The sequence below is a fragment of the Pseudomonas sp. HLG18 genome (assembly GCF_051903985.1).
Lineage (GTDB): Bacteria > Pseudomonadota > Gammaproteobacteria > Pseudomonadales > Pseudomonadaceae > Aquipseudomonas > Aquipseudomonas fluorescens_BT.
In genome coordinates, this window is sequence record NZ_CP195831.1 from 5,715,363 (window position 1) to 5,733,760 (window position 18,398).

The window sequence follows — 18,398 nt, forward strand, 5'->3', positions numbered from 1 at the left end:
GGTTACGCATTAATCAGTTAATGGCCTGCGGTTTTCGAGAACAGCTGAATCACCACCACGCCGAGCACGATCAGCGCCATTCCGAGCATCGCCGGGATATCCAGCTTCTGCCCATAAATGAACAGCGCCGCCACGCTGACCATCACGATGCCCATGCCGGCCCATACCGCGTAGGCCACGCCCACCGGCACGCTGCGCACCACCAGGGTCAGCATCCAGAACGCGATGGCGTAGCCGACGATGACCAGCACCAAGGGCAGAGGCGTGCTGATGCCTTTGACGGCTTTCATCGAAACGGTGGCGATCACTTCGGCGCAAATGGCAATGGCCAGATAGACGTAAGCGTTCATGTTCAAAATCCTCGTGTGAAGCGTTGCTTTCTGAGGCGCGATTCTAGTGGCTTCCCAGATGGGGTAAAGTCATTACCTATCTGTTTTGAAGATGGGTTTGTCGATGGACATGCAGTGGAATCTGGATCAGTTGCGCGCGTTCGTGGCGGTCGCCGAACAACGTTCGTTCTCCGCCGTGGCACGTCAGCAGCGCAAGGCGCAGTCGGCGATCAGCAGCGCGATTGCCATGCTGGAGGACGACCTCGGTGTCAGTCTGTTCGAGCGTAGCAGCGGTCGTCAGCCGCTTCTCACCGAGGCCGGGGAGGCGCTTCTGGAAGAGGCGCGGGAAGTGTTGCGTCAATGCGAACGCCTGAACGGCCGGGCCGTGGCGATGATGCGCGGGCAGGAAGCGCAGTTGCGGGTGGCCCAGGATGAGGCGATGCCCTATCAGGCGCTGGTGGAAAGCTTCGCTGCGCTGGCCGAGCAGTTTCCCAGTCTGGAAGTCCAACTGACCAGCGCCGCCCAGGGCGAGGTCTCGCGCAAACTGGTGGAGCGTCGGGCCGATCTCGGGTTGCTGTTCTATCACGATGAAATCCCCGAAGCGCTGGAGCGCCGGGTGTTGGGCAGCGTGGAAATGGTCACGGTCTGCGGTGTCAACCATTCCCTGGCATCCCAGGCTTACGTCACCTGTCAGCAACTGGCGCAGCATCGGCAGTTGTTGATGTCGACCCAGACCAGCCTTTATCCCGGCAACGAACCGGCCAGTCCGCAGGTGTGGCGCGCTGACAGTTTCTACGTGATGGCCGAATGGCTGGTGCGCGACCTCGGCTGGGCCTGGCTGCCGCGTCACGTGGTGCAGTACTCGGCCTATCAGGGCCTGATGGTGGAGCTCGACAGCGAATGGACGCCGCCGGCGCTGGTGGTGGAACTGGTCTGGCGTCGTGACGAACCGCTGGGTCCGGCGGCGCGTTGGCTTGCGGAGCGATTTGCCATACACCTGCGGGCGATCGGCGGCAAAAGCCGATAAACTCCGCCGCCATGAATAGAACTCTCTACACCGCGCTGTTTTACCTGGGGCTGCCATTGGTGGCGATTCGGCTATGGCTGCGTTCGCGCAAGGCGCCGGCGTATGCCAAGCGGATTGGCGAACGTTTCTCCTATGGCATGCCGATCCTGCAACCGGGCGGCATCTGGGTTCACGCCGTCTCGGTGGGGGAAAGCATCGCCGCCGCGCCGATGATCCGCGCACTGCTGCAACGTTATCCACAGCTGCCGATCACCGTGACCTGCATGACGCCGACGGGTTCGGAGCGGATTCAAGCGCTGTTCGCCAACGAGCCGCGTATCCAGCATTGCTACCTGCCTTACGATTTGCCCTGCGCGGCGGCGCGTTTTCTGGATCGCGTGCAGCCGAAACTGGCGGTGATCATGGAAACCGAACTGTGGCCCAACCACATTCACCAATGCGCCAAACGCGGGATTCCGGTGGCGCTGGCCAACGGACGCCTGTCCGAGCGCTCCGCCAAGGGCTATGGCCGGTTCAACAAACTGACCGCACCGATGCTGGCGGAGATGAGTCTGTTCGCCGTGCAGACCGAAGCTGAAGCCCAGCGTTTCCGTGATTTGGGCGCACGCCCTGAGACAGTCGAAGTCACCGGTTCGATCAAGTTTGACCTGACCATCGACCCGCAATTGTTGCAACGCGCCGCTGAACTGCGTGGCCAATGGCAGGCGCAGGAGCGTCCGGTGTGGATCGCCGCCAGCACCCATGAAGGCGAAGACGAGGTGGTGCTGGATGCTCATCGCCGTTTGCTGGCCAACCACCCCGATGCGCTGCTGATTCTGGTGCCGCGCCATCCGGAGCGCTTCAACTCGGTGTTCGAGTTATGCCAGCGTGAAGGTTTTGCCACGGTGCGTCGCTCCACCGGCGCGAGCGTCGATGCGCAGACTTCGGTGCTGCTCGGCGACACCATGGGCGAGTTGCTGTTTCTTTACGCCCTGGCCGACAGCGCGTTCGTCGGCGGCAGTCTGGTGGCCAACGGCGGCCACAATCTGCTGGAGCCGGCGGCCCTGGCGAAACCGGTCATCAGCGGCCCGCACCTGTTCAACTTCCTCGACATCGCCGCGCAACTGCGCAGCGCCGGGGCGTTGGCTGAAGTGGATGACGCCGAAGGGCTGGCGACCGAAGTGCAGCGGCTGTTCGAATTGCCGCGCGATGCACAGCGCATGGCGGAAGCCGGGCTGAGTGTGATGCGCCGCAATCAGGGCGCGTTGCAGCGCTTGCTCGATGGCCTGGGAAGGTTGATCGAACGCGCATGAAAAAACGCAGCCTCAGGGCTGCGTTTTTTGTTTAAGGCCGGGCCTTGAGCTGTGCTTCGGCGGCCTTGGCCAGATCCGGCGGTAGGAAATCCTTGTCCGGGTTGTAGTCGGCTTTCAGATAACGCGTCAGATCCTGCAAGTCCCCCGGGTTCAACGTCCCCGCCGCCTGTTTCAGGCGCAGGTTGTCGAGGATGTAGTCGTAGCGGGTGTTGTTGTAGTTGCGCACCGAGGTGTAGAGCTGACGCTGGGCGTCGAGCACGTCGACGATGTTGCGCGTCCCCACCTGATAACCGATTTCCGTGGCTTCCACCGCGCTCTGGTTGGAGATGATCGACTGGCGGCGCGCCTGCACCTGCTCGACGTCGGTGTTCACCGCGCGGTGCAGGTTGCGGGTGTTCTCGACCACTTGCCGACGCAGGCCTTCACGCTGCTGTTCGGTCTGGTCCAGTTGCGCGTAAGACTGGCGCACCTGGGAGCTGGTCAGCCCGCCGCTGTAGATCGGGATGTTCAGTTGCAGGCCCACGGTGCTCTGCTCGACGTTGCCACTGTACGGCGTACCGAAGGCATTCGGGTTGGCGAACCCGAGGGCGTCATTGTCGCCTTTTTCGTATTTGGCTACGGCGTCGAGGGTCGGCAGGTGGCCGGCCTTGCGTTGTTTGAGGGTCTGTTCGGCGGAGCTGACGGCATAGTTGCTGGCCAGCAGATTGAGGTTCTGTTTCGCGGCGGTGTCGACCCAGGCCTTGGCGTCGTTCGGCGCCGGCGGCAGGATCGGCAACGTGTGGACGATGCCCTGGATCGAGTTGTACTGGCGGTTGGTCAGGGTGATCAGTGCTTCGAACGCATCATCGACCTGCCGCTGAGCGACGATCCGGTTGGCCCGGGCGGTGTCGTAACTGGCTTGCGATTGCAGCACGTCGGTCTTGTCCGACAGGCCCACGTCGAAGCGCTCGTTGGACTGGTCGAGCTGGCGCTTGAACGCCGCTTCTTCAGCCTTGGTCGAGGCCAGGTTGTCCTGACTGCGCAGCACGTTGAAGTAGCTTTCGGCGGTTTGCAGGATCAGGTTCTGCTCGGTGGCCGAGAGTTGCAGTGCGGCCTGCTCGTTGACGTCCTTGGCGGCCTGGTACTGGAACCAGCGATCGGCGCGGAACAGTGGCTGGGCCAGGGTCGCCTGATAGGAGTGCGCGCTGCGATTGGCGATGGCCGAGGGCTGGTCGATCGAAGTGCGCACGTTGGCGACTTCAGCGCCACCGGACAGGTTCGGCAGCAACCCGGCGCGGGCCTGCGGCACCACTTCTTTCTGTGCGCCGTACTGGGCGCGGGCGGCGGCCAGATCGGCGTTGTTGTCGACCGCTTCCTGATAGACGCTGACCAGATCGGTCTTGGTCGATAAAGGCGCTTCTGCTGCCCAGACCGTTGTGGTGGACGCACAAGACACGGCAACAGCCAGTGAGAGTTTGCGCAGCATGAGGCGATCCCTAGCATGAATATTATGGAAATAATCCGGGCGCCAAAGGTAAGGCGCGGGCCGCATAGCGTCAAGGCGCAGCAGGGCAAGGCGAGTGTAGTTGCGCATTGAGGCCCTCACAATCCTGTCGGCCGCCGCAATTGCGCCATTCATCATGGTGTTTGCCACGGTGTTGGCGTTCTTTGCCGGTTGTGTCTAGACTGGCCAGGTTCTTGTCGGGGTGCCTTGCTATGAGGCTGAGATCGAATATTTTCGGATCCCGTTGAACCTGATCAGGTTAGCGCCTGCGTAGGGAACAAGATTTCTCGTCACCCGGCGAGTCCTCTTGTGCTTCGTCCGGGAAATTGTTCGACAATCGAACGCTCGACGACGATGCACAGCACCAGCCTTGGTGCGTCCGTGCCTTTCAGGTTCTGCTCCGACAATCCACTGCCTGGATGCTGTCTGGAGAGCCCGTGATGACTACAAAATCCAAAAACGCGATCAACCTGAGTGACTCGGCCAAGGTCGACGAGCAGTCGGTTCAACCGTTCACCCGTTCGCAAAAAGTCTACGTTCAGGGCTCGCGCCCGGACATCCGCGTGCCCATGCGTGAAATCACCCTCGATGTGACCCCGACCGACTTTGGCGGCGAAATCAATGCGCCGGTCACCGTCTACGACACCTCGGGCCCGTACACCGATCCGAACGTGGTGATCGACGTGCGCAAAGGTCTGGGCGACGTGCGTTCGGCGTGGATCGACGACCGTGGCGACACCGAGCGCCTGCCAGGCCTGAGCTCGAATTTCGGTCAGGAGCGCCTGGCCGATCCGGAGCTGACCAAGCTGCGCTTTGCCCACGTCAACAACCCGCGCCGTGCCAAGGCCGGGGCCAACGTCAGCCAGATGCACTACGCCCGTAAAGGCATCATCACCGCCGAGATGGAATACGTCGCCATCCGCGAAAACATGAAGCTGCAGGAGGCCCGGGCTGCCGGCCTGCTGAACCAGCAGCATGCCGGTCACAGTTTCGGCGCGAGCATTCCGAAAGAAATCACCCCAGAGTTCGTCCGCGAAGAAATCGCCCGCGGCCGCGCGATCATTCCGGCCAACATCAACCACGTTGAACTGGAACCGATGATCATCGGCCGTAACTTCCTGGTGAAGATCAACGGTAACATCGGCAATAGCGCGTTGGGTTCGTCCATCGAAGAAGAAGTGGCGAAACTGACCTGGGGCATTCGCTGGGGTTCGGACACGGTGATGGACTTGTCCACCGGCAAGCACATTCACGAAACCCGCGAGTGGATCATCCGCAACTCGCCGGTACCGATCGGCACCGTGCCGATCTATCAGGCACTGGAAAAAGTTAACGGTGTTGCCGAAGACCTGACCTGGGAGCTGTTTCGCGACACGCTGATCGAGCAGGCGGAGCAGGGCGTCGACTACTTCACCATCCACGCCGGCGTGTTGCTGCGCTACGTGCCGCTGACCGCCAAGCGCGTGACCGGCATCGTTTCCCGTGGCGGTTCGATCATGGCCAAGTGGTGCCTGGCGCATCACAAAGAGAACTTCCTCTACACCCACTTCGACGAAATCTGCGAAATCATGAAGGCCTACGACGTCAGCTTCTCGCTGGGCGACGGCCTGCGTCCGGGCTCGATTGCCGATGCCAACGACGAAGCGCAATTCGGCGAACTGGAAACCCTCGGCGAGCTGACCAAGATCGCCTGGAAGCACGACGTGCAGTGCATGATCGAAGGCCCGGGCCACGTGCCGATGCAGTTGATCAAAGAGAACATGGACAAGCAGCTGGAGTGCTGCGACGAGGCGCCGTTCTACACCCTCGGTCCGCTGACCACCGACATCGCGCCGGGCTACGACCACATCACCTCCGGTATCGGTGCGGCGATGATCGGCTGGTTCGGTTGCGCGATGCTCTGCTACGTGACGCCGAAGGAACACCTGGGCCTGCCGAACAAGGATGATGTGAAGACCGGGATCATCACCTACAAGATCGCGGCGCACGCCGCGGACCTGGCCAAGGGGCATCCGGGCGCGCAAATCCGCGACAACGCCTTGAGCAAGGCACGGTTCGAATTCCGTTGGGAGGATCAGTTCAACCTCGGTCTGGACCCGGACACCGCCCGTTCGTATCACGATGAAACCCTGCCGAAGGACTCGGCGAAGGTCGCGCATTTCTGTTCGATGTGCGGGCCGAAATTCTGCTCGATGAAGATCACTCAGGAAGTCCGCGAATACGCGGCCAACCAGCGGATCGACGCGGTCGACGTGGACGTCGCCCAAGGCCTGGCCGAACAGGCCGAGCGGTTCAAGAAGGAAGGCAGTCAGCTGTACAAAAAAGTTTGATCTGACCTGAAAGGGTGGGGCCTGTGCAGGCCCCATCGCCAGCAGGCTGGCTCCCACACAGGATTTGTGATCGCCACAAGTCCCCTGTGGGAGCCAGCCTGCTGGCGATTGATCGACACAACAACAAATGTCCCTCTGAGATAACACCCTTGAGCATTCAACCCGGTACTTATTCCCCCGACCTCGCCGTGCCCGCCGACAAGCGTGTATTCGGCGGTCGCGATCTGTTTTCCCTGTGGTTTTCCCTCGGTATCGGTCTGATGGTCTTGCAGACCGGCGCGCTGCTGGCACCGGGGCTGGGCCTGTCGGGATCGCTGCTGGCGATTTTCCTCGGCACCCTGGTCGGCGTCCTGCTGCTGGCCGCCGTTGGCGTGATCGGCAGCGACACCGGTCTGTCGTCGATGGCTGCACTGAAACTCAGCCTGGGCCGACAAGGTGCGAGCTTGCCGGCGCTGCTCAACCTGCTGCAACTGATCGGTTGGGGTTCGTTCGAAATCATCGTCATGCGCGACGCCGCGAGCCTGCTCGGCACCCGTGCGTTCAGTGAAGGTTCGCTGTGGGCCAGTCCGATGTTGTGGACGTTGTGCTTTGGTGCACTGGCGACCTTGCTCGCCGTCAGCGGGCCTCTGACATTTGTGCGCAAGATCCTGCGCAAATGGGGTATCTGGCTGATTCTGGCCGCCTGCATCTGGCTGACCTGGAACCTGTTCGCCAAGGCTGATCTGGGCGCCTTGTGGGCACAGGCCGGGGATGGTTCGATGCCGTTCGCCGTGGGTTTTGACATCGCCATTGCGATGCCGCTGTCGTGGCTGCCGCTGATCGCCGACTACTCGCGTTTCGGCAAGAAGGCGAAGAACGTATTCGGTGGCACCGCCATCGGTTTCTTCATCGGCAACTTCTGGCTGATGAGCCTGGGCGTCGCCTACACCCTGGCCTTCGCGCCGAGTGGTGAAGTCAATGCGCTGCTGCTGGCGCTGGCCGGTGCCGGCCTGGGGATTCCGCTGTTGCTGATTCTGCTGGACGAGTCGGAAAACGCTTTTGCCGACATTCACTCGGCTGCGGTCTCCAGCGGGATTCTGCTACGTCTGAAGGTCGAGCATCTGGCGCTGGCCATCGGCGTGATTTGCACCTTGATCGCGCTGCTTGCGCCCCTGGCGCAATACCAGAATTTCCTGCTGCTGATCGGCTCGGTATTTGCGCCGCTGTTCGGCGTGGTGCTGGTGGATCACTTCATCCTGCGCAAACGCAGTGGCCAGGTGGCTTCGGCCGCGTTGCACTGGCCGGCGCTGCTGGCCTGGCTGGGTGGCATCAGCACCTATCATCTGCTGGCCAATCTGTATCCGGATGTCGGCGCAACCCTGCCGGCGCTGGTCCTGGCAGGGTTGCTGCAACTCGTGCTGGGCCGGGCCTTCAGTTACGGCCGGGAAACAGCTCGGGCTTGATGATGCCGTTCAGGCGCGGGTAAGGGATCTTCAGTTCGACGTGGCCCAGTGCATAAGGCGCGAGGGTGCTCACGTCGTACTTGAGGATCACGCCGCCGTAGGTCAGCGCCACATGCGGGGTTTTGACGAACGGCCAGTTCTTCACGAACTCCGCTTCCTGATCGAGCTTGGTGCTGATCAGCCAGCTGTTGTGCGCCACTTGCGCCGCTTTCCAGAACGCTTCTTCCTGACCTGGCACCAGCATGTCCGACAGGCTCAGCACCTTGTGCTGCTGGCGCGAATAGTTGATGAAACCGCGGCCCGGCGTGCCATGGGCGCCGCCGGTGTCCAGGTAGCTCGACACTTCGACAATCACCAGACCGTCATGCTGCTCGCGTACTTTGGCCTGCAAATAGCTGCTGTTGCGCGGCCCGGCAGTGCGCAGGAATTGCTCGCGATAGGCCGCCAGGGTTGGCGCCACCGGTGCGTCGGGTTCGGTGCGGGTGAATTGCAGCAGGCGTTTTTCGATGATGCCGTCCAGCGCAGGCTCCGCCGGGAAGTGCAGGGTGTCAATGTTCACCAGCGGGCAGTCAGGGTTGGAACAACCGGGTTTCAGGGTTTCCGAGGCGTCGCGGGTGGCTTCCAGCGGCGTGCGGTAGTTGGGCTGGAAGAGGCTGGCGCAGGCGCCCAGGGTCAGGGCGATGGCGGCCACGGAGGCAATTTTGAAAAGCGACATGGGCGTCCTTTCTGAAGCAGGGGAAGGCAAAAAGTTACCGCTTCGACTCTCAACGAAGCGGTCAGTTCGCCACTAAGCTAATTAGAGTGGGTTTCGCTTCCACCGTCCATCCCGCTGACAGCAAAGGGGCTGCATCAAACGTCACGGGCGCGTTAGGATGGCGCGAAGTCGAGGTCGCCATTAACAAGACGAACCTCGTATTGGAATCTGCAGTAGACGAGGATGCCCATGACCGATTTTGCCAACGCCATTCCAACCGCCGTCGATATCGTGCAGCGGGTGCAATGCTACGAGGGCTTCTACAAGCTCGATCGCGTGCATTTGCGTCATGAACTGTTCGCTGGTGGTATGAGCCGCGAAATCAATCGTGAAGTGTTCGTGCGCCACGATGCGGTATGCCTGCTGCCCTACGACGCGCAACGCGATGAGGTGGTACTGATCGAACAGTTCCGCGTCGGTGCCATGGGCAAGACCGCCAACCCCTGGCTGGTGGAGCTGGTCGCCGGTCTGATCGACAAGGAAGAAGTGCCGGAAGAAGTTGCTCACCGCGAAGCGCAGGAGGAAGCTGGACTCGACATCAAGGCTTTGTGGCCGATGATGCAATATTTCCCGTCGCCGGGGGGCAGCAACGAATTCGTGCATTTGTTTCTGGGGCGTTGCAGCACCGAAGGCGTCGGCGGCCTGCACGGGCTGGAGGAAGAGGCTGAAGATATCCGCGTTACGGTCTGGGCATTCGAGGATGCCCTGCAGGCCGTACGCGACGGTCGGATTGCCAATGCGGCGAGCATCATCGCCTTGCAGTGGCTGGCGCTCAATCGCGCCGAAGTGAGGGGGTTATGGTCGTAAACAAACTGCGCGATCGCTATCGTGTCGACCTCGCGGGCCTGCAAGCCGCCTGCGAGGCCAACTACGCGCGCCTGATGCGACTGTTGCCGGACATGCGCCGCGACCCCGAAGCACGGCGCATCGCCGTGACCCAGGGCGACCAGATGCTCGGCGTGCTGGCCATCGAAGTGTTGCAGACCTGCCCGTACACCACGACCCTGCAAGTACGCCAGGAACACAGCCTGCCGTGGCTGCCGGTGCCGCAACTGGAAGTGCAGGTCTACCACGACGCGCGCATGGCCGAAGTGATCAGCGCCGAACATGCGCGACGCTTTCGCGGCATCTATCCTTACCCCAACGCGGCCATGCATCAGCCGGACGAAAAGGCCCAGCTCAATCTGTTTCTCGGAGAGTGGCTGAGTCATTGCCTGGCCTGCGGTCACGAGTACGCCGCTGTTCGATAGCGTCTATAACAGCGGCAAGTTGTGAACTGCGTCCGGTTCGGCGGTTTCATCCCGGGGCCTTCCCCCAGCATAATTGCGAACCTTTCCGACCCGGCGATCCAGCCCTGGGAGAACGCCTTGCCGAGCGTATCGACTCTGACCACCGCCGATGCGGCGTTGCTGGTGCAACTGTCCGACAGTCATTTGTTCGCCGAGGCGGACGGTGCGCTGCTGGGCATGAAAACTTGCGAGAGCCTGCAAAAGGTCATCGAGCTGGTGCTCGAGCAGCAGCCGCAAATCGACCTGATGATCGCCACGGGCGACCTGTCACAGGACGGCACGCTGGCGTCCTACCAGCAGTTTCGTCAGATGACCGCGCAGATCGACGCGCCCGCTCGCTGGATCCCCGGCAACCACGACGAACCGCAGATCATGCAAATGGCCGCTGTGCAGAGTGCGCTGCTGGAGCCGGTGGTGGACATCGGCAACTGGCGCGTGACCCTGCTCGATTCGGCGGTGCCGGGCTCGGTGCCGGGGTATTTGCAGGATGAACAGCTGCAATTGCTCGCCCGCGCCCTGAGCGAAGCGCCGGAGCGGCATCATCTGGTGTGCTTGCATCATCATCCCGTATCGATCGATTGTGCCTGGATGGAGCCGATCGGCTTGCGCAATCCCGAAGCTTTTTTCGACGTGCTCGACCGTTTCCCACAGGTCCGAGCCGTGTTGTGGGGACATGTGCATCAAGAGATCGATCGAGAGCGCAACGGTGTACGGCTGATTGCCTCGCCGTCGACCTGTATTCAGTTCGAGCCGCGCAGTGCCGACTTCAAGGTCGGCGAGCAGGCGCCGGGGTATCGCTGGTTGCGTCTTCTGCCGGATGGGCGGATCGAGACAGGTGTGGCGCGTGTCACGGGGTTCGATTTTCAGGTGGATTACGGCTCGAACGGCTATTGATTCAGGGGCGCAGCGCTGATTTCCTCGGGTGCTGGCCCAACACCCCCCGACTCCCTGTAAACTCCGCTTTCTTTAGCCGACACCCAGGGAGCTCAAATGTCCGGTTCGATCCTCTATATCCACGGCTTCAACAGCGCGCCGGCCTCGAAGAAGGCCTGTCAGCTGGTCGAGGTGATGGAACGACTGGGTTTGAGCGATCAACTGCGTGTCCCGGCGCTGCATCACCACCCCCGTGAAGCCATCGGTCAGCTGGAGCAGGCAATCGCCGAGCTGGGCCGGCCGTTGCTGGTGGGAAGCTCGCTCGGCGGCTACTATGCGACTCACCTGGCCGAGCGCCACGGCCTGAAAGCCCTGCTGGTCAACCCGGCCGTCAGTCCGCACCGGATGTTCGACGGATACCTGGGGACGCAGAAAAACCTGTACACCGACGAAACCTGGGAGTTGACCCACGACCACGTGACGGCCCTGGCTGAACTGGAAGTGCCGGCACCGCAGGATCCGCAGCGGTATCAGGTGTGGTTGCAGACCGGGGACGAAACGCTGGACTATCGCTACGCCCAGCAGTATTACCGGGCCTGTGCCTTGCGCATTCAGGCTGGCGGCGACCACAGTTTCCAGGGGTTTGCCGGGCAGTTGCCGGCGTTGCTGAGTTTTGCCGGCATTGGCGCCGATTTGTTTCAGGCAATCGATTTCACCGCGCTGTGAGCGGTTGCCCCATTAATTCCTTATTCACCGAACACTGACGACGAGACCTTATGGCCACTCCCAGCGCTAGCTCCTATAACGCCGACGCCATCGAAGTCCTCTCGGGCCTCGACCCGGTGCGCAAACGCCCCGGCATGTATACCGACACCAGTCGGCCGAACCACCTCGCCCAGGAAGTCATCGACAACAGCGTCGACGAAGCCCTGGCCGGCCATGCCAAATCGATCCAGGTCATCCTCCACGCCGACCACTCGCTGGAAGTCTGCGACGACGGTCGTGGCATGCCGGTCGACATCCACCCGGAAGAGGGTGTGTCGGGCGTTGAACTGATCCTGACCAAGCTCCATGCGGGCGGCAAGTTTTCCAACAAGAACTACCAGTTCTCCGGCGGTCTGCACGGGGTGGGTATTTCCGTGGTCAACGCCTTGTCGACCCAGGTACGGGTGCGGGTCAAGCGTGACGGCAACGAATACGAAATGACCTTCGCCGACGGCTTCAAGGCCACCGATCTGCAAGTGATCGGCACCGTCGGCAAGCGCAATACCGGGACCAGTGTGTACTTCGCGCCGGACCCGAAATACTTCGATTCGCCGAAATTCTCCATCAGTCGCCTCAAGCACGTGCTCAAGGCCAAGGCCGTTCTGTGCCCGGGGCTGCTGATCAGCTTCGAAGACAAAGGCACCGGCGAAAAGGTCGAGTGGCACTACGAAGATGGCTTGCGCTCCTATCTGGTAGACGCGGTCAGCGAATTCGAGCGTCTGCCGGACGCGCCGTTCTGCGGCAATCTGGCCGGCACCAAGGAAGCGGTCGAGTGGGCGCTGCTGTGGCTGCCGGAAGGCGGCACCTCGGTCACTGAAAGCTACGTCAACCTGATCCCGACGGAGCAGGGCGGCACCCACGTCAACGGTCTGCGTCAGGGTCTGCTCGATGCGATGCGCGAGTTCTGCGAATTCCGCAGCCTGCTGCCGCGTGGCGTGAAGCTGGCGCCGGAAGACGTCTGGGAGCGCATCGCTTTCGTCCTGTCGATGAAAATGCAGGAGCCGCAATTCTCCGGCCAGACCAAGGAACGTCTGTCGTCCCGTGAGGCGGCGGCGTTTGTTTCCGGTGTGGTCAAGGACGCGTTCAGCCTGTGGCTCAACGCCAACCCGGAAACCGGTCTGGCCCTGGCAGAACTGGCGATCAGCAACGCTGGCCGGCGTCTGAAAGCGAGCAAGAAAGTCGAGCGCAAGCGCATCACCCAGGGGCCGGCGCTGCCGGGCAAACTGGCGGACTGCGCCGGGCAGGACCCGATGCGTTCCGAACTGTTCCTGGTGGAAGGTGATTCCGCCGGTGGTTCGGCCAAGCAGGCGCGGGACAAGGAGTTCCAGGCGATCCTGCCGTTGCGCGGCAAGATCCTCAACACCTGGGAAGTCGACGGCAGCGAAGTGCTGGCCAGCCAGGAAGTGCACAACATTGCCGTGGCCATCGGTGTCGATCCGGGTGCCGAAGACATGAGCCAGCTGCGCTACGGCAAGATCTGCATCCTCGCCGACGCCGACTCCGACGGCCTGCACATCGCAACGTTGCTCTGCGCCCTGTTCGTCCAGCATTTCCGTCCGCTGGTGGACGCCGGTCACGTCTACGTGGCGATGCCACCGCTGTACCGCATCGACCTGGGCAAAGAGATCTACTACGCCCTCGACGAAGCCGAGCGCGACGGGATCCTCGATCGTCTGGTGGCCGAGAAGAAACGCGGCAAGCCGCAGGTCACCCGATTCAAGGGCCTGGGTGAAATGAACCCGCCGCAACTGCGTGAAACCACCATGGACCCGAACACCCGGCGCCTGGTGCAACTGACCCTCGGCGAAGACTTCGCCCAGACCTCGGAAATGATGGACATGCTGCTGGCGAAGAAACGCGCCGGCGACCGCAAGACCTGGCTTGAATCCAAGGGCAACCTCGCCGAGGTTCTGGCCTGATGCGGTTTGGCTGGGCCTTGGCGGGTGCCTTGCTGCTGGGTTCGATGACGGTGTCGGCAGAGCCTGCGCAAGAACTGCGCGTGCTCGCCGAACACCCGGTCGAAGGCATGCGTGGCGGCAACCTCTCGGGGCTGGCCTTGTGCGGCAACGCGCTGTGGACGGTTTCGGATCGGGACGATGACCAGATCTATCGACTCGATACCCGCGATCCGGTCTGGCAGGCCACGGCCGTGCGCATCGATCCGCCGCCGGTGCCCGACAGCGGCTTGCCGTGGGGCATCAAATCGCGAACCTGGGCGGCCTCGTTCGTCCGTGGTGGCGATCTGGATTTCGAAGGGATCACCTGCGACAGCGCCGGCAATCGCTACATTGTCAGCGAAGGTCATGCAGCGGTGCTCCAAGTGCCTGCGCAGGGGCCGTCGGCGTGGCTGAAAATCTCGCCGATGATGGTTCGCGAATCTCGGGCCAGCGGGATGTTGCTGCAGTTCAATGCGATCTTCGAAGGTCTGGCGATCAACCCGGCGGGCGATCAGATGTGGCTCGCCGCCGAGCGGCAAAACCGTGGCCTGTTGATGATCAAGCGTCAGCAAACGGTATGGGACTGTGACGGCCGCTGCGTGCTGCTCAGTGAAGGCGGGATGGAAATGCAACCGCCGCAGTTTCCCAAGGCCCGACCGGTCAATCGGGATTTTTCCGACGTGTCCCTGTTCGACGGCAAACTGTTTACCCTTGAACGCAACGCCTATCAGATCTGTCGTCGTGATGCGCAGACGGCCAAGGTCGAGCTCTGCTGGTCGTATGCGGACGAGCTGTTGCAGGCCAATCGGCGTTATTCGCAGAACTTCGGGCTGGAAGAGGCGTTGGTGGTCGATGCTCAAGGCGCCTGGATCGGTGTCGACAACAATTTCGGCCCCCGCGCCGATGGCGAAGTCCGCCCGATCGTCTGGCGTTTCGCCGCACCCGAGGGTGGCTGGAGTGCCAAGCCTTGAGCCAGCAACCGCCAGGCAAGCGCGCCGGTCGGGTGTTGATGATTCTGGCCTGGTGCGCGGCGCTGTTTCTGGCCACGCGGTTTTTTGGCCAGTGGGAAGAGCGTCAACGCAATCCCAATGTGGTGGTCAGCTCGGAGCAGGTGGGCGGCGTGATCGAAGTGAAACTGATCGGCAACACCCAGGGACATTTTGTCGCCAGCGGCCTGATCAACGGTCGGCCGGTGGAGTTCATGCTCGACACCGGCGCGACCGACGTGGCAATCCCGGCGCAGGTCGCTAAAGACCTCCGGCTGGAAGAAGGTTTCGGTGTGACCCTGAGCACGGCCAATGGCCTGAGCCAGGGCTATCGCACCCGTATCGACCGCCTGCAACTGGGCGACATCGTGCTGCGGGACGTCCGCGCACTGGTGGCGCCGGGGCTGCATGGCGATCAGGTGCTGCTCGGCATGAGCGCCCTGAACAAACTTGAATTTACCCAGCGCGGTGGCACCATGCTGCTGCGCCAGACAACGAACCGATGAGGCCCGCATGAGCGACTCCCTTGATCTCAGCCTGGACGGTGTAGAACGCCGGTCGCTGGCTGACTTCACCGAAAATGCCTACCTCAACTACTCCATGTACGTGATCATGGACCGTGCCCTGCCGCATATCGGCGACGGTCTGAAACCGGTACAGCGGCGTATCGTCTACGCCATGAGCGAGCTGGGGCTGGACGCCGATTCCAAGCACAAGAAGTCGGCGCGTACCGTCGGCGACGTGCTCGGCAAGTTCCACCCGCACGGCGACTCGGCGTGCTACGAAGCGATGGTGCTGATGGCCCAGCCGTTCAGCTATCGCTACACGCTGGTGGATGGTCAGGGCAACTGGGGTGCGCCGGACGATCCGAAGTCCTTCGCCGCCATGCGATACACCGAAGCGCGGCTGTCGCGTTATTCCGAAGTGTTGCTCAGCGAGCTGGGCCAAGGCACCGCAGACTGGGGCCCGAACTTCGACGGCACCCTGCAGGAACCGCTGGTTCTCCCTGCGCGCCTTCCGAACATCCTGCTCAACGGCACCACCGGTATCGCCGTGGGCATGGCCACTGACGTGCCGCCACACAACCTGCGCGAAGTCGCCACCGCTTGCGTGCGTCTGCTCGACGAGCCGAAAGCCACGGTCGAGCAGCTCTGCGAACACATTCAGGGCCCGGACTACCCGACCGAAGCGGAAATCATCACCCCGCGCGCCGACCTGCTGAAAATGTACGAAACCGGCAAGGGCTCGGTGCGCATGCGCGCCGTGTACCACGTCGAGGACGGCGACATCATCGTCACCGCGCTGCCGCACCAGGTCTCCGGGGCCAAGGTGCTGGAGCAGATCGCCGCGCTGATGCAGGCCAAGCCGTCGAAAGCGCCGCAGATCGCTGACCTGCGTGACGAATCCGACCACGAGAACCCGTGCCGCATCGTAATCATCCCGGTCAACAGCCGCGTCGATCACGAAGCGCTGATGCAACACCTTTTTGCCAGCACCGAGCTGGAGTCGACCTACCGGGTCAACGTCAACATCATCGGTCTGGATGGCAAGCCGCAGCTGAAAAACCTTCGTACGTTGCTGGTGGAGTGGCTGGAATTCCGCGTGCTGACCGTGCGTCGCCGCCTGCAATTCCGCCTCGACAAGGTCGAGCGTCGCCTGCACCTGTTGGACGGTTTGCTGATTGCCTACCTCAACCTGGATGAAGTGATCCACATCATCCGCACCGAGGAGCACCCGAAAGCCAAGCTGATCGAACGCTTCGCCCTGAGCGAAATCCAGGCCGACTACATCCTCGACACCCGTCTGCGTCAGTTGGCACGTCTGGAAGAGATGAAACTGCGCGACGAGCAGGACGAATTGCTCAAGGAGCAGGCCAAGCTGCAAGCCCTGCTGAGCAGTGAAGCCAAGCTGAAAAAACTGGTTCGCAGCGAACTGCTGAAAGATGCCGAAACCTACGGCGACGACCGTCGGTCGCCAATCGTCGAGCGCGCCGAAGCCAAGGCGCTGACCGAACACGATCTGCTGCCGAACGAGAAAGTGACTGTAGTGCTGTCGGAAAAAGGCTGGATCCGTTCGGCCAAGGGCCACGAGATCGACGCCACCGGCCTGTCGTACAAGGCCGGCGACGGCTTCAAGACCTCGGCGGCGGGGCGTTCCAACCAGTCAGCCGTGGTCATCGACTCCACGGGCCGCAGTTACTCGGTGGCCGCGCACACCTTGCCTTCTGCACGGGGCCAGGGCGAGCCGTTGACCGGTCGTCTGACGCCACCGCCTGGCGCTACGTTCGAATGCGTACTGATGCCGGAAGACGACGCGCTGTACGTGATCGCCTCCGACGCCGGCTACGGTTTCGTGGTGAAAGGCGAAGACCTGCAAGCCAAGAACAAGGCCGGCAAGGCCCTGTTGAGCCTGCCGAACAACGCCAAGGTGATCGCGCCGCGCCCGGTGGCCGACCGCGAACAGAACTGGCTGGCCTCGGTGACGACCGAGGGTCGCCTGCTGATCTTCAAAATCAGCGATCTGCCACAATTAGGGAAGGGCAAAGGCAACAAGATCATCGGTATCTCCGGTGAACGTGTGGCCAGTCGCGAAGAATATGTCACGGACATCGCCGTTCTTCCGGAAGGCGCCACGCTGGTGCTGCAGGCCGGAAAACGTACCTTGTCGCTGAAAGCCGACGACCTCGAACACTACAAGGGTGAGCGTGGTCGTCGTGGCAATAAACTGCCACGGGGCTTCCAGCGGGTGGACGCGCTGCTCGTCGAAAACCTCAATTAAGCGGCCAGGGGGCATTCGCTCTGTCTTCTCCGACGGAGAAAACAAGTGATAACGCCTCTCTAGAGCGCCCGATCTACGATTTAACCCGTAGATCGGCGCTTTGGCGCTGGAGTCGGAACGCATATTCACGGATGATATGGCCTTTCCAAGCGCCGGCGTGGCCGAGCGTTCTTCACAAATATTGAGTATTTTCACTGTGGTCAGCCTTGTGGCGGCCACCTGGACGGGATGATGACTTCTCTGCGCCCCCTTATTTTCCTGCTCGCCGGCGTTCTTGGCCTGGCGGGTTGCAGCGTTCACCAGCCGGTGTCGCTGTATCAGCTGGACAGCGGAAGTCCGGCTCAGCCTGCGCAAAGCGCGGGCATGGCGGTTTTGTTGGGCCCTGTGGTCGTTGCCGACTACCTGCAACGTGAAACCCTGCTGCAGCGTCAACCGGACGGCAGCCTGCAGGCAGCGGTCGATGGTCGTTGGGCTGGCAGCCTTTCGTCGGATATCGATCAATTGCTGCTGCGTCAGGTCGCCGGTCGTCTGGACAGTCAGCGCGTGGTGCTGGCACCGGCCACCGCAGGCTTCACCCCGGATGTACAAGTGCTGTTGACCATCACTCGCCTGGACTCCGGTGCCAAGCAGCCGGCGATTCTCGACGCACAGTGGCGCCTGATCGACCGTCGTGGTCAGGTGCGGGACAACCGCATCGTTCATCTGCAAGAGCTGCACAGCGGCGGCACGGCTTCGCAGGTTCAGGCACAAGGTATCCTGCTGCAGCGTCTGGCCGAGCAACTGTCGGTCGCGCTCAAGCCGCTGGCCAACCAGCCACCGGTTGCCGAAGCACCGCGCAAACCGGCACCGAAGCCGGCAGCGCCGGCGGCGGAAGCCGAGAAACAGCCGAAGATTCCGATGGCTTCGCCGATTCGCACCGATATGGAAGTGTTTCGCTTCTAAGGCTGGATCGAGTCAGAACAGAGCCCGCCTTGTGCGGGCTTTGTTGTGTCTGGGGTTCTGAGTAGACGATCAAAAGCCCCTCACCCTAACCCTCTCCCAGAGGGAGAGGGGACTGACCGAGGCGTCTGCCGCTATCCATCGACCTGAAAGCTCGAGTCGATTATGGATTTG

At 62.1% G+C, this 18,398-nt stretch carries 16 protein-coding genes and 1 riboswitch; of the genes, 13 read left to right on the forward strand and 3 right to left on the reverse strand.

Annotation, left to right across the window (positions count from 1 at the left end; translation table 11 throughout):
* Nucleotides 1-17: 17 nt before the first annotated feature.
* Nucleotides 18-350 carry a DMT family transporter gene (locus tag ACSPX5_RS26240; RefSeq protein ID WP_439820542.1) on the reverse strand — a complete coding sequence of 111 codons (333 nt, stop codon included), beginning with the start codon at nt 348-350 and terminating at the stop codon, nt 18-20.
* Between the two features lie 103 nt (nt 351-453).
* On the opposite strand from ACSPX5_RS26240, the gene ACSPX5_RS26245 reads away from it, so the two are divergent.
* Entirely contained in the window at nt 454-1,356 is a 903-nt protein-coding gene (locus ACSPX5_RS26245) for a LysR family transcriptional regulator (protein ID WP_207865584.1), read from the forward strand.
* 11 nt (nt 1,357-1,367) lie between these two features.
* The gene (gene waaA / locus ACSPX5_RS26250; RefSeq protein WP_439820543.1) at nt 1,368-2,648 is read left to right on the forward strand and encodes a lipid IV(A) 3-deoxy-D-manno-octulosonic acid transferase; all 1,281 of its coding nucleotides are present in this window, start codon (nt 1,368-1,370) and stop codon (nt 2,646-2,648) included.
* Between the two features lie 31 nt (nt 2,649-2,679).
* On the opposite strand, the gene ACSPX5_RS26255 is transcribed toward waaA, so the two are convergent.
* Nucleotides 2,680-4,113 carry a TolC family outer membrane protein gene (locus ACSPX5_RS26255; protein WP_439820544.1) on the reverse strand — a complete coding sequence of 478 codons (1,434 nt, stop codon included), beginning with the start codon at nt 4,111-4,113 and terminating at the stop codon, nt 2,680-2,682.
* Nucleotides 4,114-4,319: 206 nt separating this feature from the next.
* Nucleotides 4,320-4,425: riboswitch (TPP riboswitch) on the forward strand.
* Nucleotides 4,426-4,571: 146 nt separating this feature from the next.
* Between ACSPX5_RS26255 and thiC the strand changes: the two genes are divergently transcribed.
* Nucleotides 4,572-6,461: a phosphomethylpyrimidine synthase ThiC gene (gene thiC / locus ACSPX5_RS26260; protein ID WP_085711132.1), complete on the forward strand. Its 1,890-nt coding sequence runs from the start codon at nt 4,572-4,574 to the stop codon at nt 6,459-6,461.
* 149 nt (nt 6,462-6,610) lie between these two features.
* Nucleotides 6,611-7,903 (forward strand): putative hydroxymethylpyrimidine transporter CytX, encoded by a 1,293-nt coding sequence (cytX, locus tag ACSPX5_RS26265; protein ID WP_439820545.1) that lies wholly within the window; start codon nt 6,611-6,613, stop codon nt 7,901-7,903.
* On the opposite strand, the gene ACSPX5_RS26270 is transcribed toward cytX, so the two are convergent.
* On the reverse strand, nt 7,872-8,618 hold the full coding sequence (locus tag ACSPX5_RS26270; RefSeq protein WP_169428579.1) for an RsiV family protein: 747 nt from the start codon (nt 8,616-8,618) through the stop codon (nt 7,872-7,874). The genes cytX and ACSPX5_RS26270 overlap by 32 nt on opposite strands.
* A 228-nt stretch (nt 8,619-8,846) precedes the next feature.
* On the opposite strand from ACSPX5_RS26270, the gene ACSPX5_RS26275 reads away from it, so the two are divergent.
* From ACSPX5_RS26275 to ACSPX5_RS26315, 9 genes are all read left to right on the forward strand, one after another.
* Nucleotides 8,847-9,464: an NUDIX domain-containing protein gene (locus ACSPX5_RS26275; RefSeq protein ID WP_169428580.1), complete on the forward strand. Its 618-nt coding sequence runs from the start codon at nt 8,847-8,849 to the stop codon at nt 9,462-9,464.
* Nucleotides 9,455-9,907, forward strand: a complete 453-nt coding sequence (locus ACSPX5_RS26280; RefSeq protein WP_169428581.1) for a DUF1249 domain-containing protein — start codon at nt 9,455-9,457, stop codon at nt 9,905-9,907. Before ACSPX5_RS26275 ends, ACSPX5_RS26280 begins: the two co-directional genes overlap by 10 nt.
* A 117-nt stretch (nt 9,908-10,024) precedes the next feature.
* Complete coding sequence (cpdA, locus tag ACSPX5_RS26285; protein ID WP_169428582.1) at nt 10,025-10,840, forward strand: 3',5'-cyclic-AMP phosphodiesterase; 816 nt, start codon at nt 10,025-10,027, stop codon at nt 10,838-10,840.
* Between the two features lie 96 nt (nt 10,841-10,936).
* A complete protein-coding gene (locus tag ACSPX5_RS26290) occupies nt 10,937-11,545 on the forward strand; it encodes a YqiA/YcfP family alpha/beta fold hydrolase (protein ID WP_169428583.1) in 609 nt (202 codons plus the stop codon).
* Nucleotides 11,546-11,595: 50 nt separating this feature from the next.
* On the forward strand, nt 11,596-13,503 hold the full coding sequence (gene parE, locus ACSPX5_RS26295; protein WP_169428584.1) for a DNA topoisomerase IV subunit B: 1,908 nt from the start codon (nt 11,596-11,598) through the stop codon (nt 13,501-13,503).
* Nucleotides 13,503-14,492 carry an esterase-like activity of phytase family protein gene (locus ACSPX5_RS26300; RefSeq protein WP_439820546.1) on the forward strand — a complete coding sequence of 330 codons (990 nt, stop codon included), beginning with the start codon at nt 13,503-13,505 and terminating at the stop codon, nt 14,490-14,492. Before parE ends, ACSPX5_RS26300 begins: the two co-directional genes overlap by 1 nt.
* Complete coding sequence (locus ACSPX5_RS26305) at nt 14,489-15,013, forward strand: retropepsin-like aspartic protease family protein (RefSeq protein WP_169428586.1); 525 nt, start codon at nt 14,489-14,491, stop codon at nt 15,011-15,013. Before ACSPX5_RS26300 ends, ACSPX5_RS26305 begins: the two co-directional genes overlap by 4 nt.
* A 7-nt stretch (nt 15,014-15,020) precedes the next feature.
* Nucleotides 15,021-17,285 (forward strand): DNA topoisomerase IV subunit A, encoded by a 2,265-nt coding sequence (gene parC / locus ACSPX5_RS26310; RefSeq protein ID WP_439820547.1) that lies wholly within the window; start codon nt 15,021-15,023, stop codon nt 17,283-17,285.
* A 231-nt stretch (nt 17,286-17,516) separates the two neighbouring features.
* A complete protein-coding gene (locus tag ACSPX5_RS26315) occupies nt 17,517-18,227 on the forward strand; it encodes a PqiC family protein (RefSeq protein ID WP_207865591.1) in 711 nt (236 codons plus the stop codon).
* Nucleotides 18,228-18,398: the final 171 nt, after the last annotated feature.